Source organism: Wenzhouxiangella sp. XN79A (assembly GCF_012272825.1).
Taxonomy (GTDB): domain Bacteria; phylum Pseudomonadota; class Gammaproteobacteria; order Xanthomonadales; family Wenzhouxiangellaceae.
In genome coordinates this window covers 64,526-85,988 of the sequence record NZ_JAAWWS010000145.1, presented here as the reverse complement: position 1 = coordinate 85,988, position 21,463 = coordinate 64,526, and the positions used below count along the sequence as shown (strand labels likewise).

Genomic DNA, 21,463 nt, shown 5'->3' with positions numbered 1-21,463 from the left:
GAGGCGGTGGTCGAATCAATCGTCGCGCTGGCGATCGACGATCCGGTATTCGACTTCGACCAGGTCGTCGTCGGGACGCGTGCCGCCCCGGCGGCCCAGCCACCAGCTGCGGATCGACAGCGCGATGCTGCCGAGAATCGCCAGGCCGGCAGCCACCGCCAGGAACACCAGGCCGACGAAGAAACTGACCGCAAGCAGGGCCACGCCCAGCAGCGCCAGCCCGAACCGGGCCAGCGGGCTTTCGGGCACGCGATAGAATGAGGCTCGGTACCTTGTCATACCTACCATGACCTCCGAACGCACCGGACAGTTCCTGCTGAATGCCGAAGACCTGCCCGAGGGCGCCTTCCGGGAAGCGCAGGCCGAACGTGATGGCCAGCCGCTGTGGCTGGTCCTGACCCGGCAACAGGGTACGCCACGGGCGTGGTTGAATGTCTGCCCGCACGCCGGACGCAGCCTCAACTACGCGCCGGACAGGTTCCTCGTCGACGGCGAAGGCCGGCTGGTCTGCGCCGCCCACGGCGCGGTGTTCGAACCGCTGGACGGCAAGTGCGTCGGCGGCCCGTGCCGGGGCGACCGGCTGCGCGCCGTACCGATCGCCGAGGCCGACGACGGCATCCACCTCCAGCCCGAGGGCTGACCCGAAGCGGAGAACGGTCGACTCGCCGGCACCGTTCACGTGATAATGCAGGCCGGCGTCGCGCACGAAGGAGTGTTCCATGGGTCTCGAAATCGGACTTCTCGGACTGATCTGGCTGGTCATCGTCGTCTGGGCCATCGTCAGGACCGCCCAGGCCCGCGTCGGGCTGGTCGTCCGGGTGCTGTGGATCCTGATCCTGCTGGTGTTCCCGGTGATCGGCTTCCTGTTCTGGTTGTTCCTCGGCCCCAAGGGCAAGGGCTGAACCCGCGGCGCGATGACCTGACACGGGGCGGAATCGACTACCCTCGGGGCTGGCCTGGATCCCAGGAACTTCGCACATGCGTTCGACCCTCATTCGCCCGATCCCCGGCTTCGTTCTCGCGCTTGTCGTCGCGGCGCTGCTGTCGGCCTGCGGCGGCAGCCCGCCGCCGCAGGGCAAGGTCTACCGGCATTCGATCGACGGTACGCCGACCAGCCTCGATCCGGCCCAGTCGGCGACCATCTACAGCTCGGTGGTGGTGGTCAACGTGTTCGACACCCTGTACCGCTACAAGTACCTGGCCCGGCCCTACGAACTGACGCCGAACCTGGCGCTCGGCCTGCCCGAGGTCTCCGACGACGGCCTCGTCTACACCTTCCGGATCCGCGACGACGCGCGCTTCACCGACGATCCGGCCTTTGCCGGCGGCATCGGCCGCGCGGTCACGGTCCACGACCTGGTCTATTCGCTCCAGCGCCATTTCGACCCGGCAACCCGCTCCCGGGGCGCCTGGCTGTGGCAGGGCCGGATCGTCGGCATGGCCGAGTGGGCCGAGGCCGGCGCCGACTACGATCGCCCCGTCGAGGGCCTGAAGCCGATCGACGACGATACCCTCGAGGTCCACCTGCTCGAGCCGTTCCCGCAGCTGACCTATACCTTCGCCACCGCGTTTTCGGCGCTGGTGCCGCGCGAGGCCGTCGAGCACCACGGCCGCGAGTTCGCCATCCGCCCGGTCGGGTCGGGGCCGTTCCGACTGACCTCGTTCGATTCCGCCCGCGCCACCTTCGAGGCCAACCCCCACTTCGTCCGCGACCCGCTGGACCTGGCCGCCGAGGGCTTCGACCCCGAGCGCCATGCCGGACTCGGCCTGGAGTCGCTGGACGGCGGCCGCTATCCGTTCCTCGATGGTCTGGAAATCCACTTCATCGAGGAAAACGCCGCGCGCTGGTCCAGCTTTGCCCGCGGCAACGAGGTCCACAACGTGATGGTGCCCAACGAGCAGGTCGACCGGGTGCTGGCCCGCCGTTCGCCGATCCGGTTCACCGACGAGATCGAGGCGAAGTATCACGGCATGGCCGGTCTCGAGGCCGGCTTCGTCTACGGCGGGTTCAACATGGACGACCCGCGCTTCGGCCACCACCCCGACCCCGACCAGGACGCGGCCAATCGAGCGTTCCGCTGCGCGGTTCGCGACGCCTTCGACTGGCAGGCCCGCAACGACACGTTCTACTACGGCCTGGCCGAGGTGTTTCCCGGCGTGATTCCGCCGGTGGTGCCGGAATTCGATCCGACGCTGTCCGAGGCCTCGATCACCCGCGATGTCGAGGGGGCACGCCAGCGGCTGGCCGAGTACGGGTGGGACGAGGCCTCGCTGCCGACCCTGACCTACGGCTTCGTGTCGGCCGTCCAGCAGCGGCAGATGTTCGAGCAGCTGCGCGCCCAGCTCGGCGACATCGGGTACCCGGTCGACCGGCTGGTGCCCGAGACCTTTGCCACCTTCGGCGACTACTACGAAGCGGTGAAGACCCTTCGCGTCGACCTGTTCTATCTGGCCTGGACGCTGGACTACCCCGATGCCCAGAACACCCTGCAGCTGTTCTACGGGCCGAACGCCTCCCCGGGATCGAACAACTTCAACTACCGCAACCCCGAGTTCGACGCGCTCTACGAACGCAGCCGCACGATGCAGCCCGGCCCGGAGCGGACCGCGCTGTATCGCGAGATGAACCGCATGGTCATCGACGACTGCGTCACGATCAGCGGCCTGTCCCGGACCCGCATCCACCTGTGGCACAAGGATGCCATCATGGTGCCGGACCGCGAGATCCTGGCCGGCTACTTCATGCGCTTCGTCGACCTCGTCGAGCCCGATCAGGCCGACGGATGACGCGACCCGGCGATGCCTGAATGAACACCCTCCGGCTCGTCCTGCGCAAACTGGCCGGCGGCATTCCGCTGGTGCTCGGCGTCACGTTGATCAGTTTCGTGCTGATGGTCTACTACGGCCCGGACCTGACCTACACGCTGCTGTCGAAGAACCCGACCGCCGAAGAGATCGCGAGCGTTCGCGCTCAGCTGGGCTACGATCGGCCGTTCTGGTGGCGCTACATCGACTACCTGCGCGAACTCGTCACGCTGGACTTCGGTCACTCGTTCAGCTCCGGTGAGCGGGTCACCTCGCTATTGGCCCGAACGCTGCCGGTGTCGCTGGCGCTGCTGGCGCCCGGCTTCGTGCTCGGCAACCTGCTCGGCATCGCGTTCGGCCTGCTCGCCGCCTGGCACCGGGGCGGCTGGATCGACAAGCTCATCATGGGCTTCTCGGTGGTCGGCATGTCGATCAGCTTCCTGGTCGTCATCGTGGCCTTCCAGGCCCTGTTCGGCGTGGTCCTGGGCTGGTTTCCGGTGCGCGGCTGGAACGTCCACGACCTGCCGAGTTATCTCTACTACGTGACCGTACCGACGCTGGCCTCGGTGTTCGTCGCACTGGGCTACAACACCCGCTTCTTCCGCGCCGTGCTGGTCGAGGAACTGGGCCGCGACCACGTCCGCACCGCGCGCGCCTTCGGCGCCGGCCCGCTGTCGGTGATGATGAAGAACGTGCTGATGAACGCGATGATCCCGATCGTGACCCGGGTGCTGTTCTCGATTCCGCTCGTCGTGGTCTCCGGCAGCCTGCTGATCGAGAGCTACTTCGGCATCCCCGGCATCGGCAAGGCCACCTTCGAGGCGATCACCTCCGGCGACCAGCCGGTGCTGAAGGCCGTCGTCGGACTGACCGCGCTGCTGTTCGTCGTCATCCTCATCGCCGCCGACGTGCTCTACACCTGGCTCGATCCACGCGTGTCGCTGGACCGAGCGGAGGCCGCGTGAGCACGCCGAGGCCCGACATGAATCCCGGCGCCGACGCCCCACTGACGGCCGACGTCGACGCCCGCACGCCGCTGCAGGACGCGCGCGCGGCCTTCCTGGCCGACCGCTGGGCCGTGACCGGCCTGTTGACCGTGCTGGTCTGTTTCATCATGGCGCTCGGCGCCTGGCTGGGGCTCTGGGCCACCGGCTGGTCCGAGCTCGGCGATCAGCGCTGGGCCGGGCCGTCGGCCGACCACTGGCTGGGCACCAACCTGCTCGGCCAGGACATCTTCCAGCGCGCCGTGGCCTCGACCCGCACCGCGTTCGAAGTCGGCGTCCTCGTCGCCGTGGCCTCGACCGTCCTCGGCGCCGTGCTCGGCGGGCTGGCCGGCTACAGTGCCGGCAGCTGGATCGATTCGATCATCCTGTGGCTGAAGGGCACGCTGGACGCCATCCCGTTCTACCTGTTCGTCGCCGCCGTCGCCTTCGCGCTGAAGGGCAACCCCTGGGCCATGCACATCGCGATGACCGCGACCTTCTGGACCACCACCGGTCGCCTGGTCCGCGGCGAAGTGCTGCGCCTGAAGAACCGCGAGTTCGTCGAAGCCGCCCGAGCGCTGGGCCTGCCCCACCGGATCGTCCTGTTCCGCCACATCCTGCCCAACACCGTGCCGGTGCTGCTGGTCCAGGCCACCATCACCTTCGTGGCCGCGATCAAGTCCGAAGTCATCCTCAGCTTCCTCGGCCTGGGCATCCAGGACGGCGTCAGCTGGGGCCTGATGATCGCCGAGTCGAGCCAGGAAGTGCTGGCCGGCCACTACATGAACTTCATCGCCGCCTCGGGGTTCCTGTTCGTGCTGGTGATGGGCTTCAACCTGTTTGCCGACGGGTTGCAGGATGCGCTGGATCCGAAGCGGGCGGTAAAACGATGATCAGCGTGTTCGTTCCGATGGCCCGGGGGTGGATTCTTCGGTGCTCCCGACCGGGCGCCGGCCATGGATCCGCGCGGCCGGGCGGCGCGGGGCAGCCGTGGCGAGTTTCGTTTGCCGCCGTTCGGCATCTTTTCCACAACGGCTACCGATCATCTAGATCAAAGGCGTTTCGCCCGCCCGCTGCGCGGGCTGATGGCGAGGTACTTTTGTGGCCCCAAAAGTACCCAAAAGGGCTGCGCGAACATCGCCGCCCGGCCTGCGGCCGGGTGCCCTGCGATGCTCGGTGCGAGCGGGCTGAAAAGAACTCGCTGCGCGCCTGTGGCGCTCCGCTCAGACATCTTTTCAGCGTCATCCGCTCGCCCCTGCGCTTCTCGGCGGCGCTGACGGCGGGGCAAGTCAAATGCCAACTCGCACTCCGTCCCGCTTGTTGGAGGGCGCTTGCGCGCGAACGGCTTCTGCAGGGACCACCCTTCGCCCGTAAGGGGCCTCCATCAGGCCAGAGTTGGCGACTGCCGTTCCGCGGCGTCGGGGTGAATCTGCCTCGATGGCGCCGAGAAGCGCAGCGCCGGGCGGAAAGAGGGCCGTCGCAATGTCTGAGCGGAGCGCCGCAGGCGCGCAGCGAGTTCGACGGACCCCGCCCGGCGCGAGCATCGCAGGGAACCCGAGCGCAGCTCGGGCGCCATTGCGGCATGAGCGCTTTTGGGTACTTTTGGCGCACCAAAAGTACCTCGCCATCAGCCCGCGAAGCGGGCGGGCGAAACGCTTTGGCTTTTGCTTCTCCTTTTGCAGTTGCAGTTGCGGTTGCGGTTGCGGCCGAACCCGACCACCGGAACCGAGGGGCGCAGCGATGACCCCGCCGCTGCTGCACGTCGAGAATCTGACCATCGACTTCGACGCCCGCCACGGCCCGGTGCGCGCCGTCGACGGCATCTCCTTCGAGCTCGCCGCCGGCGAGACCCTGGGCCTGGTCGGCGAGTCGGGCTGCGGCAAGTCGGTCACCGGGCTGGCCCTGATGGGCCTGGTGCCGAGTCCGCCGGGCCGGGTCGTGGACGGGTCGGTGCGGTTCGAGGGCTTCGAGTGCGTCGGCGCGCCGGAAAAGACGCTGCGCAGCCTGCGCGGCAAGACGATGTCGATGATCTTCCAGGAGCCGATGACCGCGCTGAACCCGGTGTTCACGGTCGGTCGGCAGCTCATCGACGTGCTGCGCCGGCACGAGCCACTGGATCGGCGGCAGGCGCGCCGGCGGGCCGTGGAGATGCTGGAACGCGTGGGCATTCCGCGCGCGGCCGCGCGGATGGACGAGTACCCGCACGAGCTGTCGGGCGGACTGCGCCAGCGGATCATGATCGCGATGGCACTGGCCTGCCGACCGCGGCTGCTGATTGCCGACGAACCGACCACGGCGCTGGACGTGACCACCCAGGCCCAGGTGCTGGCCGAGATCCGCGAGCTGACCGAGGCGCTGGGCACGGCGGTGATCCTGGTCACCCATGACCTGGGCGTGATCGCCGAGGTCTGCGATCGAGTGGCGGTGATGTACTGCGGCCGGATCGTCGAACAAGCGCCGGTCGACGCGGTGTTCCGCCAGCCGCGCCATCGCTACACCGAGGGCCTGGTCGCCGCGGTGCCGCGGATCCGCGAGGTGCCGATCGAACGCCTGCCGACGATCCCCGGCACCGTGCCCGAGCCGGGACGCTGGCCGTCGGGCTGTCGATTTGCGCCGCGCTGTGCCTACGCCGACGCCGCCTGCCGCGCCGCGCCGCCGGCGCTGCGCCCGATCGGCGAAAGCGTCGCCGCCTGCCTGCATCCGGCCGGAGACGGCCGATGACCACAGCGCTGCTCGAGGTCCGCGGCCTGGTCAAGCACTACCGGCTGCGCGGCGGCTGGCCGTGGTCGCCGGCGCGCTGGCTGCGCGCGGTCGACGGCGTGTCGTTCGAGCTCGCGGCCGGCGAAACGCTGGGCCTGGTCGGCGAATCCGGCTGCGGCAAGTCGACGCTCGGCCGCGCGCTGCTGCGGCTGGTCGAGCCGACCGCCGGCGAGGTCCGGCTGAACGGTGAATCCCTGACCGCCCTGGACGGCCGGGCGCTGACCGCGCAGCGCAAGCACGTGCAGATGATCTTCCAGGACCCGTACGCATCGCTGCCGCCGCGCCGGACCGTGGAGCAGATCCTGCGCGAGCCGCTGGACTGGCATCGAATCGGCACGCCGGCGTCGCGGGCGGGGCGGGTCGGCGAGCTGCTGGCCCGGGTCGGGCTCGGGCCGTCGGCGCTGCCGCGCTACCCGCACGCCTTTTCCGGCGGCCAGCGGCAGCGGATCGGCATCGCTCGGGCGCTGGCCGTCGAACCGCAGCTGATCATTGCCGACGAGGCCGTGTCGGCGCTGGACGTCTCGGTCCAGTCACAGATCCTGAACCTGCTGGCCGATCTGCAGCAGGAACTGGGCCTGGCCTACCTGTTCATTGCCCACGACCTTGCGGTGGTCCAGCACATCAGCGACCGGGTCGCGGTGATGTACCTCGGCGAGATCGTCGAGCAGGCCTCGTCGCGCCGGCTCTATGCGCAGCCGGCCCATCCCTACACCCGGGCGCTGATCGACGCGGTGCCGCGGCCGGCATCCGGCCATCGCGGCCACCGCGCGCCGCTGGTCGGCGAGGTCCCGTCACCGGTCGAGCCGCCCAGCGGCTGTCGATTCCACACCCGGTGCCCGCACGCAAGGCCGATCTGTCGTAGCATGGCGCCACGCGAAATCGAACTGGGCACGGCGGGGGAGTCGCACCGCGTGCGCTGCCACCTGCACGATCCGGAGATCGACGAGCACTTCGATGACTGACCGCCCCGCCCCGGCACACGCCGCACGATCGGCGCTCGCAACGCTGCTGGCGGCGGTCGGCCTGCTGCTGACGCTGGCCGGCTGCGGGCCGGTCGAAGTGCGCTCCGCGCCGCCGGGCTCGGATCTCGATGGCGTCCGGATCGACGGCGACACGCTGGTGCTGCGCGTGCTCGTCGTCAACCGCAACGACGTGCCGCTGGCGCTGACCGGCGCGGCGCTGGAGGTGACCCTCGGCAGCCAGACGCTCGAACCGCAGGAGTGGCCGCTGGCGCTCGTCATCGGGCCGCGCAGCCGCGAAGCGGTCGAGCTGCGCCTGGCGGCCAGCGACGCGGTGCTCGGGGCCTTCGAGGCGCTGCAGCGCGGCGAACGGCAACCGCTGGCCTACGAGTTGTCCGGGCGCTGGACATCGGAGGGAAGCCGCGACGGGCGAATCCAGCGCAGCGGGTTCCTGCACCCGGTCCCGGGCCGGCCGGGGCGATTCCGCTAGGGGACCCCGTGACATCGTGACCTGTGGCGGATGCAGCCGGCAGGTGAATTGGCTATCCTAGCCGCGGAAACCGACTTGCCTTCAACAAGGATTCGCCAATGAGCATTCGCATCGTCCTCGACCTGTCCGACCACGACCTCGAGCATTTCCGGGGCCTTGCCAGGAAGGCGGTCGAGACCTCGCAGAAGAAATCGCCGGAGCAGATCATCGCCGGCGCGCACGAACTGCTCGACGAGGTCAACGAGAAAGTGACCTCCGATTTCATTCGCGAAAAGATCGGCCAGATCCAGCTGCTCAGCAATATGCTGGCCGACGAGGGCTGGGGCCTGGGCGAGGTCGGCCGCCGCCGCGTGCTGGCCGCACTGGCCTACTTCAACCAGCCCGAAGACCTGATCCCGGATCACCTGCCGGGCATCGGCTTCCTCGACGACGCGATCATGATCGAACTGATGTGCCGCGAGCTGAAGCCGGAGATCGACGCCTACCAGGACTTCATCAAGTACCGGGATGCAGAAGCCGCGCGCCTGGGCAGACCGGCCGAAGAACTCAACCGGGGCGATTTCCTGAAACAGCGCGAGCGCGAGCTGCTGTCGCGGATGCGTCGCCGACGCCGTCGCGGCGGCGGGGGCGGCGGCGGCGGGAAATCGCCGTTCGGCCTGTTCTGAACACCGTCCTGCTGCATGCTCTCGAACGCGCCCCGCTTGTCGGGGCGCGCTTCGTTCAGGCCCGCGCCGCGCGCAGCATGTCGACGTGCGGAATGCCGTCCTCGTCGTAGACCGCCGAGTCGGCGACGAAGCCCAGCGAGGCATAGAAGCGCTCGAGATGCTGCTGGGCCGAAACGCGGATGGCCCGCCCCGGCCACTCGGCCTCGACCGTCTCGATCGCGCGCTGCATCAGCACCCGGCCCAGACCCGTCCCGCGGAATGCCGCGGTCGTCAGGACGCGCCCGATCGATGGCTCGACGAACCGTCCGCCGGGCGGCACAAGCCGCGCGTAGCCGGCCGGCACATCGCCCTGCCAGGCGCTCACGTGCAGCGCGTCGGCGTCCCGGCCGTCGAGCTCGGGATACGGACAGGCCTGCTCGACAACGAACACATCCACGCGCGCGGCAAGCAGCGCGTAGAGCGTGGCCGGGTCGAATTCGTCGAAGCGCTGCACGCGCCATTCCAGCGCCGGCGCTATCATCTCGTGTTCCTGCGTTGCGTCGTTCATCGGGCGGGCGCCATCCTCAGCGATTCGATCTCGACGACCACGAACCCCATGGCCGATTCCCTGCATCCTATCCGACTCGTCGCCGGCATCGAGCTCCGCCCGCCGCCGCCGGGCGCGCGCTACGTGCTCGAACGCGACGACGCCGAAACGGTCGGCGGTGCGATCGGCGACGACCTGGCCCGCTGCGTGCCGTCGGTCACCGGGGCCCGCCTGATCACCGGCCCGGCCCTGCTCGAACCGGGCCAGGTGCTCAGCCCGGGCCACGCCCCCTACACCGCGATGCAGACCGTGGCGGGTGCGGCCGACGAACCGGGCCTGACCACGCTGGGCGCGGCCGGCGGCCGACTTTCGCACGACATCCTGCGCCCGGTCCGCGAGCCGCCGGACGGCCTGTTCCTGGTCCTGCCGCTGCTGCTGCTGGCCCCGGCCGATCGCGGCGAGGCCATTTCGGCCGATCTGGAGCAGGCGCTGTTCGACACCGGTGGGCTGCACCCGCCGTCGCTGGCCGCGCTGGCCCAGGCCACCGGGCTGGAGCCGGTCCACGGCCAGCTGATGACCTGGGCCGACCTCGCCGCGCTGGTCAAGATGCAGCTGGCCGGGGCCGGGCTGGACCCGTTCTGGCCGCCGATCGAACACACCCTGGTCGCGCCCGACGAGGACGCGGTGCTCGCGCTGCCGGCCGGGCTCGAAGCGCGCTGGGACGGCCAGGCCGGCGGCTGGACGCTGCCGTTCCGCCTGCCGGCCGACGAGCCGAGCGACGGCGACGCGCTGTGGCTGCGCGCGTTCCGTCAGACCGTCGCTTTGCTCGAAACCCACCTGGTCCCGTGGCGGGCCTCGGTCGACGACCCGGCGGCCGAGCTCGATCCCGAGCAGCGCTGGATCCGGATCGACCGCGGTCCGATCGGGGTATCCGAAGAAACCGCGACCGGCATAGAGACCCTGCAGCATCCCGACATCGGACTGATCGGCTTCGATGCCGTCGTCGACGGCCGCCGTGTGCGGGCACTGCCGCTGGTCGCCGAGGCCATTCCGGCACTGAAGAAGACGCTGAATCAATCGCTCGACCCCGCCGCCGACGCTTGATTCCGAAGGCCGTCGGCCCCACCCTGTTCCGCATCACGCACCCACGGACATTGCCATGAGCCTCGACTCCGCCACCCGCGATCGCATCCACGACATGGTCACCGGCAACAAGGTGATGCTGTTCATGAAAGGCACCCCGAAGATGCCCCAGTGCGGCTTCTCGGCGCGCACCGTCGGCGCGCTGGACAGCCTGCTCCCGGACGGCTACGCCTCGTTCAACGTGCTCGAGGACCCGGAAATCCGCGAAGGCATCAAGGCGTTCGGCAATTGGCCGACGATCCCGCAGCTGTACGTGGATGGTGAGCTGGTCGGCGGCTGCGACATCGTCATGGAAATGTTCAACGCCGGTGAACTGCACGACCTGTTCGGCCTCGAAGCGCCCGACCGCACCCCGCCGGAGATCGAGATCACGCCCGAAGCGGCCGCGAAGATCGGCGAGTTCCTGGCCGGCTATCCCGGCCAGTTCCTGCACTTCTCGATCGGCGCGGACTGGGATGCCCAGTTCAACGTCGGACCGAAGAGCGGCACCGAGATCGAGGCCACTGCCGGCGAGCTGACCGTGCTGATGGACCTGGCCTCGGCCCAGCGCGCGAAGGGCGCGAAGATCGACTGGGTCTCCAGTGTGCACGGCGAAGGCCTGAAGCTCGACCTGCCCGGCGCACCGCCGCCGGTCCGTGAGCTGTCGCCGGACGAGCTGCAGCAGAAGATCAACGGCGGCGAGCGCATCGTCTGCGTCGACGTCCGCGGCGAAGCGGATCGAGATCGCACCCCACTGGACTTCGCCCGCCCGCTCGACGCCAGCCTGATGGCCGAGCTCAAGGACGCCGACCGCACCACGCCGCTGGTCTTCATCTGCAACCTCGGCCAGTCGAGCATGGACGTCGCCGAGCACTACCGCAAGCAGGGCTTCGAACAGGTCTACAACCTGACCGGCGGCGTGAACGCCCTGATGGGCTGACGCCTGGCGCTGATCGGCTGAGCTCCCTCCCCCGATGCGCGCCCGGCGCGCACCGGCCGATTCTCTAGCGCTCCAACGCCATCATCACCGGCGCATGGTCCGACCGTTCCGGCAGCACGATTGACCGCCTTGCGTTTCCTGCGCTAGTCTTGGCAGACGGGGCGGGCAATCGGCCATGTTGGCGGTGTCGCTCGCTCGTCCCTCGCAACGAAAATCAATTCGGCACCGCAATTTTCCTGGCGATCGAGGGGGGAATCCGCGTATGAGATTCTTTCTGGTTGCAATCCTGATTGCTGGCGCTGCCCGTGCCGCAACGCCCGAAGACTGGGCATCTGCAGCCGTTGTCGAATCACATGATCGGATCGAGCAACACTGGAAGGTCGTTCGCCGACCCTCCGACGAGCGTATGCGGGCAATGCGACTCATCGATATGGCCCCGGAGAATTCCGATCGGCGGCTGAAGACTCGATTCGAAATGCTGATCAAGAACGACGGCACCGTGGCCGGACGCGTGATCGAATCTTCGGGCGTGGAAGCGTACGACCGCGCTGTCCTCGATGCGATCGGAGAGTATCTGTACGAGCCGCTGGACCCGGCCGCCCCCCCGCCGACCTACATCCTCCCCTTCGAAATGTGAGTCCGTTGAACTCGGCGTCGACACCGCAGTCGGATCAAGCAGCGTCGGAGCCGCCCGTCCAGTGCATCCCTTCGACCTTGACAAGGACGCGCGAGAGCGATTGCACCGGCTGACCCGTCAGCCCCGACCCGAACGTCGAAGGCTTCGATCATGGACATACGGCGAACCGATCCCCGAAAACGATGGACGCGTCGAACCACGAGCATCATCGCGATCCTGGCGCTGGCCATACTGCTGCTGACCTATGCCGCGTCCCTGGCGCAGCGACCTGCCGCTATCGAAGCGGACTCTGTCTGGTTCGGTGACGTGGTCCGCGGCCCCCTAGTCGACGAAGTCACCGCTGCGGGCCGTCTGATCGCACCGGACATCCGTGCGGTCACCAATCGGACCGAGGGCGTCGTCGAACAGGTCCATGTCCTGGCCGGTGCCCGGGTCGATGCTGATACGGTCCTGGTGACACTCGTGGCACCGGCGCTGGAAGAGGAACTGGCCGAGGCTCGATGGCGCCTCGAAGAGATCGAAGCGGAAACCGCTCTCGAGCGCATCGAATCGGAAAATCGTCTTCTCGATCTCGAGGCAGAAGTCGCCAGCGCCAACGCCGAGTTCATCTCGACCCAGCTGGAACTGGATGCGCAGGAACGCCTTGGTGAAGGACAGGTCTAGTCCACGCTCGAGGTCGAACGGACCCGCCTGAAGGCCGATCAACTGCAGAAGCGGCTGGAGGCGAAGCAAGCCCGCCTCGAGCGCTATGCAAGTGTCCAGGAAGCCGAACGGGAAGCCGCTGCCGCCCGCCTGGCGACCCAGCGCGATCGCGTCGCACGACTGGAGCGGCAGAAGCTGGGTCTGGAGGTCCGCGCAGGGGTTGTCGGCACAGTTCTGGAGATCGACGCGGAAGAAGGTGAGCGTCTCGGCGCGGGCTCGGCTCTGGCGCGCATCGTCGACACGAGCCACCTGATTGCGAGAGTGGGAGTCAGCGAACGGGATGCTGGCCGCCTCGATATCGGACTATCCGCACGCATCGAGGTAGGCCGGAACGTGATTCAGGCGCGGGTCGAACGCATCGATCCGGGTGTTCGCAATCGTCTGGTGGATGTCGACCTCGCACTTGAGAAGCCGCTGCCGGAGGGATTGCGTCCGGACCTGAGCGTAGCCTCCCGTATCGAGATCGACCGGATCGAGAACGCGCTGAAGCTTCCGCGTCCGGCTCTGCTGGAAGACGGCTCGGAGCGGTTCACCGTGTTCCGTCTGACCGAAGATGAAGACCGGGCCATGAGAACTCAGCTGCAGCTCGGCCGGCGATCGGCGCGGGAAGTGGAAGTTCTCGCCGGACTGGCCGAAGGCGACCGGGTGATCCTCGCCGATATGAGCGATTGGTTGGACCATGACGAACTGCGCCTCCAGTGACGCGTCAACGAGTCTCGGAACTGTCATGAGCGACTCCACGATCATCGCGATGAAGAGCGTGCATCGGATCTATCGAACCGACACGCTGGAAACGCACGCTCTGGCCGGAGTCGATCTCGAAATCCGGGCCGGCGACTACGTATCGATCGAAGGACCCTCCGGCTGCGGGAAATCGACGCTGCTTTCGGTCATCGGGCTGCTGGAAGACTTCGATCTCGGCGAGTATCGCCTCGCCGGTGTTCCGGTTGGCGAAATCGATCTCCGGGAGCGTGCTCGACTGCGCAATCGGGAAATCGGCTTTGTTTTTCAGAGCTTCAATCTCATTCAGGAAATGACGGTTCTGGAGAACGTTGCGCTTCCCCTGCACTATCGTGGTGGCTTTTCCCGCAAGCAGCAATTGGACAAGGCCGCTTCGCTGCTCGATCAGGTCGGACTCCAGGAGCGCGCCGACCACCGGCCGAACCAGCTCTCCGGCGGGCAGCAACAGCGGGCAGCCATTGCTCGTGCCTTGATCGGCGATCCCTCGCTCATCCTGGCCGACGAGCCGACCGGCAACCTGGACCAGGAGAACAGCGACCGGATCATGGACCTGCTCGACTCCCTGGTCGACAACGGCGTGACCCTGCTGACCGTGACGCACAATCCGGACTACGCCCGCCGCGCCCATCGACGGGTCCAGATGCTGGACGGACGGCTGCTCGGGGACCGATGATCCAGTCGCTACAGCACGACCTGGTTCAGGCCTGGCGCGTGCATCGGGCCAGCCCGGTTGCGAGCCTGCTGATCATTCTCGCATTGGCCACAGCGCTGGCCTTTCTGGCTTCGTTCTTAACACTGTACGACACGCTTCGACCGGCCCCGCCGAAGGGATTCGCCGAACCGGACCAGTTGATTACGATCTCGTTCATCCTGGATGGTCATCCGCAAGGCGTCTCAAGACCCCAGATCGATCTTGTGCAGGAAGCATCGACGGGCCTCGAGTCCGCCGTCGGAATCACCTCGAACCTCGTTCGTTGGTCGACGGACGGTCGAAACGGAGAGGTTTCATCGGAATGGGTCACGACGGAGTACTTCGGCGGCCTTCGCCCCCGGGTTCTGATCGGACGAGGTCTCGAGCCCGCCGATCATGCTGTCGACGCGACTCCGGTGGCTGTTCTCTCCCACCGCTTCTGGGAGCACCAGTTCGGCGGTCGAACCGATGTGGTGGGGCAGACGCTGAGCCTCGAGATCGAGCAGCCCGGCCCGGCGGGGTCCTCGTGGGAACGCGTCGGTGCGGTGCGGATCGTGGGCGTGATGGCGCCGGAGGTCGAAGCCAGCTTCGGCCAGGGGACGGCCATGTGGCTGCCGGCGGATCCGCTGGTCAGCACCAGGTTCGCCACCATGGGCGTACCCGACATCGCCAACCGAATCGCCTTGTATCGAGTCATCGGACGCACGACGGGCGAGCGCTCGCTCGACTCGGTCGAACGCGAACTGATTGCGGGGCTGGTCGGCGACGGCGCCGACGCCATCGTGCCTGCCGAAGGCCGGCTGCGCGTCGATCCCGGCTTCACGTTCAACCCCCCGGCCCGAGACGAGCAGCTCCGTCAGCTGCAGTTGCTGTTGACCCTGACTCTGCTCGTGGCCCTGGTCGCGGCGATCAACACCGGGCTCTATCTGCTGGCCCGAGCCCCTGCGCGAACTCGCGAGATGGCCATTCGGGAAGCGCTCGGCGCGACGAAACTGCGCCTGGCGCAGCAGCTGTGTGTCGAATCGGTAGTGTTCCTGCTGGTCGCACTGATCCTGGCCCTGATCCTGGCCGCCCCGCTGAATGGCCAGCTGCGTACCCTGCCGTTTTTCCAGAACGCCGACTGGCGGATCGGCACCATCCTCGATCCAGGCATCGTGGGAATCCTGACCGTGGTGGCCTTGTCGATGGCCGCGATTTCGGCGGCGGCCCCGATCGCCGTGATGAATCGCTCCGGCATCCACTCGGGCACCCGGAAACTGGGCCACCCGATCAGCGGCTTCCAGTTCGCCGGCACGACACTCCAGATCGTGATCGCCGGCGTTGTGACGGCCGTCACGCTGGGGCTTGCCGCCTATGCGTGGGAGCTCGAACAGCGCGACCTCGGCTATGACCGTGAGCGGGTGGTCGTGATCGTCCCGGTCTTTGCACAGAGTATGCATTTCGCCCAGAACAGCCTGGAGGCGCACCAGTCCCGCCGCGATCGCGTCCGGGTCGCGCTGGACGGGATCACCGCCTTCGAGGAGATCGGCTTCGGACTGCCGGTGCCGGGCGGGAAGTTCCGCATCACCATGGGTGTCCAGGCCTGGTCTGTGGACGGTGAGTCGGTGGATGTGCAATCGGTATCGTCGGATATCGGCTATGGCAGCACTCTCGGACTCCGCGTTCTGCACGGCGCCTGGCCCGAGCCCGGTGATCCATCGAGCGTCGTGATCGAACGGCGGCTGGCCCAGCTTCTGTTCGGTCGTGCCGATGTCGTTGGAGAAACCTTCGAAGTCACGGCGTTCCCGGGCGAGCCGCCGGCGCGAACCGTGTCGGCCGTGATCGAAGACGTCGTGCTGGCGCATCCGGACGACGATCAGGATCCTCTGCTGTTCGTCGAGGCCACACCGTTCGCCAATCTCGATCGAATTATCCTGAAGACTTCCTTGTCGCCCGCTCGTGTACGAGAAGCGATCCAGGACCGGATCGAGAGCGGCGCGCTGGAGCTCGAGATCCAGGACGTCTACGCGCTCGACGCGCAGTTCTTGCGCATCGTGGCCGAGGACCGGGCTCGCTTTCGCGTCACGCTCGTCGCCGCCCTGCTCACGATTGCGCTGGCCGCCATCGGCTTCTACGGGACCCAGCGGTTTCTCGCCGATGCGCACCGGCGGGAGTTCGCGATCCGAGCCTCGATCGGGGCCTCTCCCTCAGCGCTGTTCCGGCTGGCGATACTACGTGCGGTGCGACTGGGTCTTCCGGGCCTGGTGCTGGCCGCGCCGACAGCCTGGATCGCGGTCGAACTGCTGGAACCGGGCCTTCTCCCCAGCGATCAGTCGCCGTTCGCGATGGTCGGCACCGCGAGCATCGCACTGCTGGTCGTCCTGCTGAGCGCAGCCCTCGCGCCGGCCTGGCGATCGGCCCACGCACCGCCTGCAGCGCATCTGAAGGACGATTAGCGCTCCAACTCCACGGTCACCGGCGCATGGTCCGACGGCCGCTCGAGTGCGCGCGGCTCGAGGTCGATGGTGCTGGCGACGACCTTGTCCTTCAGCGCGTCGGACACCAGCGCCAGGTCGATGCGCAGGCCGCGTTTCCGACGAAACGCCAGCTGGCGGTAGTCGTACCAGGAGTAGACCCGCTCGGGCTGTTCGAACAGACGGTAGCTGTCGGTCAAACCCAGGTCGAGCATGCGCTTCAGCGCCTCGCGCTCGGGCGTGGAGCAGAGGATCTTCTCGTGCCACTCCTCGGGGTCGTGGACGTCGCGGTCGTCGGGCGCGATGTTGAAGTCGCCGATCACGACCAGCTCGTCGTGCTGCTGCAGTTCGGCCTCGACCCAGCGGGTCACTGCGTCCAGCCACTTCAGCTTCCATTCGTACTTCTCGTCGCCGACGGCCTTGCCGTTGACCACGTACAGGTTGATCACCCGCACGCCGTCGAAGGTGCCGGCGATGGTGCGCTTGTGCGGATCGTCGAAGCCGGGAATATCGGTGCGCAGGTCCTCGGCCGGCGTCTTCGACAGCAAGGCCACGCCGTTGTACGTCGCCTGCCCCGAGAATGCCGCCTGGTACCCCGCCGCCCGGATCGCGTCGGCCGGGAAGTTCTCGTCTTTCAGCTTGGTTTCCTGCAGGCCCAGCACATCGGGCCCGTTGGCTTCCATCCACTCCAGCACCTGCTCGAGCCGGATCTTCAGCGAATTGACGTTCCAGGACGTGATGTTCATCGGCGATCGGTCACCATTGAAAAGGGCCGAAAGGGTAGCGCAGGCGCGTCAGCTGGATCGAGCGGGATTCGGAAGGCGTTGACCGCAGATGGACGCGGATGGACGCGGATCAGCAAGAAGAACACCTCTTGTTGCCTTTCTCTGCGCCTCTGCGTCGTTGCGAGAAACGCTTTTCGAAGTCCTTGCTAAACCCGGAAACCGGAAACCGCCCGCCTATTCCCAATCCTCCCCGTAATCGAAGGTGATCTCCTCGCCCGCCTCGATATCCCGGAGCGCGTAGAGGTCGTTGTCGTACCACTCGGCGTTCGGCGGACGGGCGTGGTTGAGGAAGCGCATTTCGTTCCGGCCGTCGATGCCTTCCCAGCGCTCGTTCTCTTCGTTCCACAACCAGAGCACGTGCATGCCGTCCTCGAGCGTGTCGGGGCCTTCGTAGGTGCCGATGAAGTCGTCGGCGGCGATGTCCACGCGAGCGAACAGGCCCTTGCCGTGAATCGGCGAATCGGCCACGTAGGCGTGGGGGTTGTCGTCGTAGTTCTTGTCCATCCGCTCATTATCGCCGAGCAGGCCCTGCGATTCGGCGCCGCGTCCCGGTGCACCGGTCGGGCCGGCGCTATCATTACGGCCATGAAGACACCGATCCAGACCGCCAGCCGCGTCGCCGACGTGCGCTACGAGATCCGCGGCCCGCTGGCCCGCCGTGCGCACGAGCTCGAGGCCCAGGGTCACGAGATCCTGCACCTCAACGTCGGCAACCCCGGCGCGTTCGGGCTGCATGCACCGGAGACGATGCGCGAGGCGATCGTGCGCAACCTGAAGTCCAGCGACGCCTACGGCCCGCAGACCGGCATCTTCCCGGCCCGCGAGGCCGTGGCGATCCAGTTCCAGGAACGCGGGCTGGTCGATACGCGCTTCCACCAGGTCTTCATCGGCAACGGCGTCTCCGAGCTGGTCGACCTGACCCTGCGTGCCTTGCTCGAGCCCGGCGACGAGGTGCTGGTGCCGGCGCCGGACTATCCGCTGTGGACGGCCGCGGTGGTACTCAACGGCGGCAGGGCCGTGCACTACGAGTGCACCGCCGGCAACGGCTTCCTGCCCGATCCGGCCGCGATCGAGGCGCAGATCACCGAGCGCACGCGTGCGCTGGTCGTGATCAACCCGAACAACCCGACCGGCGCGGTCTATCCGGAATCGCTGCTGAACGAACTGGCGGCCATTGCAGAACGCCACGACCTGGTGCTGTTCGCCGACGAGATCTACGATGCGATCACCTACGACGGCGCGGAATTCACGCCGATGGCCACGCTGGTCGACGACACGCTGTGCGTCAGCTTCGGCGGCCTGTCGAAGGTCTATCGCGCCTGCGGCTGGCGAGTCGGCTGGATGGTGTTCACCGGCGACATCGAACGCGCCGAGGCCTACCGGCTGGCGGTCGAGAAGCTGGCCGCACTGCGGCTGTCCTCGAACGTGCCGACCCAGTGGGCCGTCCAGACCGCGCTGGGCGGCTACCAGTCGATCCACGAACTGACCGGCGAAGGCGGCCGGCTGTACGAGGCCCGGCGCGCCGTCATCGACGCGGTGGCCGCCTCGCGCCATCTCGAACTCGTGCCCCCCCGAGGCGCGATGTATGCGTTTCCGTCGGTGAAGACCGGCCGCGACTTCGACGACCACGCGTTCGCCGCCGAACTGCTCGAACATCACCACGTGCTGGTCGTGCCCGGCACCAGCTTCAACATCGCCGACCCGCGCCATTTCCGGATCACCCTGCTGCCCGAGCCGCATCGCCTGACCCGGGCGATCGAGGCCATCGACACACAGCTCGACGAACTGCTATGACCGAGACCAATCCCCTGCTCGAACCGGGCCTGCCGCGCTTCGACGCGGTTCGCCCGGAGCACGCGCTGCCGGCCGTCGAGCGCCGGCTGGCCGAGTACCAGGCGCTGCTCGACGCCATCGAACGCGGCGAACGCGATGCCACGCCGGAGACGCTGGCCGACGAGGTCCGCGCCGACGACGCGCTGGCGCTGGCCTGGTCGACGGTCGGCCACCTGCACGCCGTGACCAATACGCCGGAGTGGCGTGAGGCGTTCACGGCCTGTCTCGAGAAGATCACCGCGTTCTATACCGCGCGCGGGCAGAATCGCGCACTGTATGGGTGCTGGAACACCGTGGCCTCGAGCGATGACTTCAACGACCGGCCCGAAGCGTTCCGACGCATGGTGGCCGAGGAGCTGATCGATTTCCGCCAGTCGGGCGTCGATCTCGACGACGACGCGCGCGAACGCTTCACCGAAATCAGCCTCAGGCTCTCGACGCTCGGCAACACCTTCGGCAACCACGTGCTCGATGCCACCGAGGGCTACACCGAACATTTCGAGACCACCGACGCGCTGGCCGGCCTGCCCGACTCGGCGCTGCACACGCTGGCCGCGCGCGCCGAGGCCGCCGATCGCGACGGCTGGCTGGCCGACCTGTCCTACCCCTGCTACCACGCCATCGTCACCTACGCCGACGATCGAAAGCTGCGCGAGCGCTTCTATACCGCGCACGCCACCCGCGCCTCCAGCCAGGGTCCGCAGGCCGGGCAGCACGACAACGAACCGATCGTTGACGAGATGCTGGCACTCAGGCGCGAACAGGCCGCGCTGCTCGGCTACCCGGACCCGGCGGCGGCAAAGCTGGAGCGTCGCATGGCACCGAACGCCGAGACCGTCGAGAACTTCCTGCGCGGGCTGGCGAAACGCGCCCGCGCCACGGCCGCCGAGCAGCTCGAAGAGCTGACCGCGTTCGCCGTCGAGCAGGGCGGGCCCGACCGGCTCGAGCCCTGGGACATCGCGTACTACTCGGAGAAGATGCGCGAGGCCACGCTGGGCCTGAACCAGGAAAAGCTCAAGCCCTACTTCGAACTCGAACGCACGCTGACGGGCCTGTTCGGGCTGGCCGAGCGGCTGTTCGGCATCCGCTTCGAGCGCGACGACGACGTGCCGACCTGGCACGCCGATGTCCGCTACTACCGCGTGCGGCTCGGGCAGGACGGCGATCGGGCCCAACCCGACGCCGGGCTGTATCTCGACCTCTACGCCCGCTCCGGCAAGCAGGGGGGCGCGTGGATGGACGTCTGCCGGCAGCGCAGCGCGCTGTCGGGCACACCGCGCGCGCCGGTCGCGTTTCTCACCTGCAACTTCGCCGCGCCGCGAAGCGGCCATCCGAGCCTGCTGCGCCACGACGACGTCGTGACGCTGTTCCACGAGTTCGGCCACTGCCTGCACCACCTGCTGACCAGGGTCGACTGGCCACCGGTGGCCGGCATCTCCGGCGTGGAATGGGACGCCGTCGAGCTGCCGAGCCAGCTGCTCGAGGGCTGGACCTGGGAGCCGGCCTTCCTGAACACCTTCGCCCGTCACCACGAGACCGGCGAGGCCCTGCCGGCCGCGTGGGTCGAGGCCCTGAACGACGACCGCAAGTTCCTCGGTGCGATCGCACTGACCCGGCAGCTGGAGTTCGCCCTGACCGACATGGCGCTGCACCGAGATACCGACGAAGCGCCCGTCGAGGTCATGCGGCGGATCCACGACGAGGTGGCCGTGACGCCGCTGCCCGAGTTCAACCGCTACCTGATGAGCTTCAGCCACCTGTTCGACGGCGGCTACGCGGCCGGCTACTACAGCTATCTGTGGGCCGAGCAGCTCGCCCGCGACGCCTTCGAGCTGTTCCGCGAACGCGGCCTGCTCGACGTCGAGGTCGGCCGGCGACTGCGCGAGGAAATCCTGGCCGTGGGCGGCAGTCGGCCGATGGCCGAGTCGTGGCAGGCGTTCCGCGGCCGCGCTGCAATGCTCGAGCCGCTGCTCGACGCCTACGGGATCGCGGCGTGAAACGGCACACGCCGAACAACGAGTTCAAGCGTCTGGTCTACGCCACGCAGAACTCGCTGAAGGGTTATCGGCGGGTATTCCGCGACGAGGCCGCGTTCCGGTTCCAGCTCGTCGTGCTGGTGCTGCTGGTTCCGCTGGCCGGGCTGCTGGCCGACAGCGCGTTGGAGTTCATGCTGCTCGTCGGCGCCTGGGTGCTGGTACTGGCCGCCGAGCTGGGCAACTCGGCCATCGAGGCCGCGGTCGACCGGATCGGCGAGGAAGAACACGATCTGTCGGCCAAGGCCAAGGATGCCGGTTCGGCGATGGTCATGACGATGATGATGCTCACCGGCGCGGTCTGGCTGGCCGCGCTGCTCGATCGCGTTGCAGGCTGA

The 21,463-nt window shown here is 67.8% G+C and carries 22 protein-coding genes; 18 read left to right on the top strand and 4 right to left on the bottom strand.

Annotated elements, in window-relative coordinates; genetic code table 11:
- Positions 1-15: 15 nt before the first annotated feature.
- Positions 16-249: a hypothetical protein gene (locus HFP89_RS07125; protein WP_168716954.1), complete on the bottom strand. Its 234-nt coding sequence runs from the start codon at positions 247-249 to the stop codon at positions 16-18.
- A gap of 37 nt (positions 250-286) precedes the next feature.
- On the opposite strand from HFP89_RS07125, the gene HFP89_RS07120 reads away from it, so the two are divergent.
- The 9 genes from HFP89_RS07120 (at position 287) to HFP89_RS07080 (ending at position 8,662) form a co-directional block, all read left to right on the top strand.
- Positions 287-640: a Rieske (2Fe-2S) protein gene (locus tag HFP89_RS07120; protein WP_168716953.1), complete on the top strand. Its 354-nt coding sequence runs from the start codon at positions 287-289 to the stop codon at positions 638-640.
- Between the two features lie 79 nt (positions 641-719).
- A complete protein-coding gene (locus HFP89_RS07115; RefSeq protein ID WP_168716952.1) occupies positions 720-902 on the top strand; it encodes a PLDc N-terminal domain-containing protein in 183 nt (60 codons plus the stop codon).
- Between the two features lie 76 nt (positions 903-978).
- Positions 979-2,787, top strand: a complete 1,809-nt coding sequence (locus HFP89_RS07110; RefSeq protein WP_168716951.1) for an ABC transporter substrate-binding protein — start codon at positions 979-981, stop codon at positions 2,785-2,787.
- A gap of 20 nt (positions 2,788-2,807) precedes the next feature.
- Positions 2,808-3,770 (top strand): ABC transporter permease, encoded by a 963-nt coding sequence (locus HFP89_RS07105; protein ID WP_168716950.1) that lies wholly within the window; start codon positions 2,808-2,810, stop codon positions 3,768-3,770.
- Positions 3,767-4,681, top strand: a complete 915-nt coding sequence (locus HFP89_RS07100) for an ABC transporter permease (protein ID WP_168716949.1) — start codon at positions 3,767-3,769, stop codon at positions 4,679-4,681. The genes HFP89_RS07105 and HFP89_RS07100 overlap by 4 nt, the downstream gene beginning before the upstream one ends.
- A gap of 847 nt (positions 4,682-5,528) precedes the next feature.
- The gene (locus HFP89_RS07095; protein WP_168716948.1) at positions 5,529-6,509 is read left to right on the top strand and encodes an ABC transporter ATP-binding protein; all 981 of its coding nucleotides are present in this window, start codon (positions 5,529-5,531) and stop codon (positions 6,507-6,509) included.
- The gene (locus HFP89_RS07090) at positions 6,506-7,510 is read left to right on the top strand and encodes an oligopeptide/dipeptide ABC transporter ATP-binding protein (RefSeq protein WP_168716947.1); all 1,005 of its coding nucleotides are present in this window, start codon (positions 6,506-6,508) and stop codon (positions 7,508-7,510) included. The genes HFP89_RS07095 and HFP89_RS07090 overlap by 4 nt, the downstream gene beginning before the upstream one ends.
- Entirely contained in the window at positions 7,503-7,997 is a 495-nt protein-coding gene (locus HFP89_RS07085) for an LEA type 2 family protein (protein WP_168716946.1), read from the top strand. The genes HFP89_RS07090 and HFP89_RS07085 overlap by 8 nt, the downstream gene beginning before the upstream one ends.
- Positions 7,998-8,095: 98 nt before the next feature.
- The gene (locus HFP89_RS07080) at positions 8,096-8,662 is read left to right on the top strand and encodes a YkvA family protein (RefSeq protein ID WP_168716945.1); all 567 of its coding nucleotides are present in this window, start codon (positions 8,096-8,098) and stop codon (positions 8,660-8,662) included.
- A gap of 55 nt (positions 8,663-8,717) precedes the next feature.
- Here the strand turns inward: HFP89_RS07080 and HFP89_RS07075 are convergent, their stop codons facing one another.
- Positions 8,718-9,209, bottom strand: coding sequence for a GNAT family N-acetyltransferase (locus HFP89_RS07075; RefSeq protein WP_206212253.1), 492 nt, complete (start codon positions 9,207-9,209; stop codon positions 8,718-8,720).
- 48 nt (positions 9,210-9,257) lie between these two features.
- Between HFP89_RS07075 and HFP89_RS07070 the strand changes: the two genes are divergently transcribed.
- The 6 genes from HFP89_RS07070 (at position 9,258) to HFP89_RS07045 (ending at position 16,456) form a co-directional block, all read left to right on the top strand.
- Positions 9,258-10,292, top strand: coding sequence for a hypothetical protein (locus HFP89_RS07070; RefSeq protein ID WP_168716944.1), 1,035 nt, complete (start codon positions 9,258-9,260; stop codon positions 10,290-10,292).
- A 55-nt stretch (positions 10,293-10,347) separates the two neighbouring features.
- Positions 10,348-11,250 carry a Grx4 family monothiol glutaredoxin gene (grxD, locus tag HFP89_RS16295; protein WP_168716943.1) on the top strand — a complete coding sequence of 301 codons (903 nt, stop codon included), beginning with the start codon at positions 10,348-10,350 and terminating at the stop codon, positions 11,248-11,250.
- A 262-nt stretch (positions 11,251-11,512) separates the two neighbouring features.
- Entirely contained in the window at positions 11,513-11,887 is a 375-nt protein-coding gene (locus HFP89_RS07060) for a TonB C-terminal domain-containing protein (RefSeq protein WP_168716942.1), read from the top strand.
- A 690-nt stretch (positions 11,888-12,577) separates the two neighbouring features.
- A complete protein-coding gene (locus tag HFP89_RS07055) occupies positions 12,578-13,291 on the top strand; it encodes an HlyD family efflux transporter periplasmic adaptor subunit (RefSeq protein WP_168717116.1) in 714 nt (237 codons plus the stop codon).
- Positions 13,292-13,316: 25 nt separating this feature from the next.
- Positions 13,317-14,003, top strand: coding sequence for an ABC transporter ATP-binding protein (locus HFP89_RS07050; protein ID WP_168716941.1), 687 nt, complete (start codon positions 13,317-13,319; stop codon positions 14,001-14,003).
- A 38-nt stretch (positions 14,004-14,041) separates the two neighbouring features.
- Complete coding sequence (locus HFP89_RS07045) at positions 14,042-16,456, top strand: ABC transporter permease (protein ID WP_168716940.1); 2,415 nt, start codon at positions 14,042-14,044, stop codon at positions 16,454-16,456.
- On the opposite strand, the gene xth is transcribed toward HFP89_RS07045, so the two are convergent.
- Together xth and HFP89_RS07035 are read right to left on the bottom strand one after the other, a co-directional pair.
- Positions 16,453-17,220 (bottom strand): exodeoxyribonuclease III, encoded by a 768-nt coding sequence (xth, locus tag HFP89_RS07040; RefSeq protein ID WP_168716939.1) that lies wholly within the window; start codon positions 17,218-17,220, stop codon positions 16,453-16,455. The two genes, HFP89_RS07045 and xth, sit on opposite strands and share 4 nt — an antisense overlap.
- A 213-nt stretch (positions 17,221-17,433) precedes the next feature.
- Positions 17,434-17,763 carry an SET domain-containing protein gene (locus tag HFP89_RS07035; protein WP_168716938.1) on the bottom strand — a complete coding sequence of 110 codons (330 nt, stop codon included), beginning with the start codon at positions 17,761-17,763 and terminating at the stop codon, positions 17,434-17,436.
- Positions 17,764-17,844: 81 nt separating this feature from the next.
- Between HFP89_RS07035 and HFP89_RS07030 the strand changes: the two genes are divergently transcribed.
- Genes HFP89_RS07030 through HFP89_RS07020 form a run of 3 tightly spaced genes read left to right on the top strand, consistent with a single transcriptional unit; the run spans position 17,845 to position 21,463 of the window.
- A complete protein-coding gene (locus HFP89_RS07030) occupies positions 17,845-19,053 on the top strand; it encodes an aminotransferase class I/II-fold pyridoxal phosphate-dependent enzyme (protein ID WP_168716937.1) in 1,209 nt (402 codons plus the stop codon).
- Positions 19,050-21,089: a M3 family metallopeptidase gene (locus HFP89_RS07025; RefSeq protein WP_168716936.1), complete on the top strand. Its 2,040-nt coding sequence runs from the start codon at positions 19,050-19,052 to the stop codon at positions 21,087-21,089. Before HFP89_RS07030 ends, HFP89_RS07025 begins: the two co-directional genes overlap by 4 nt.
- Entirely contained in the window at positions 21,086-21,463 is a 378-nt protein-coding gene (locus tag HFP89_RS07020; protein ID WP_168716935.1) for a diacylglycerol kinase, read from the top strand. The genes HFP89_RS07025 and HFP89_RS07020 overlap by 4 nt, the downstream gene beginning before the upstream one ends.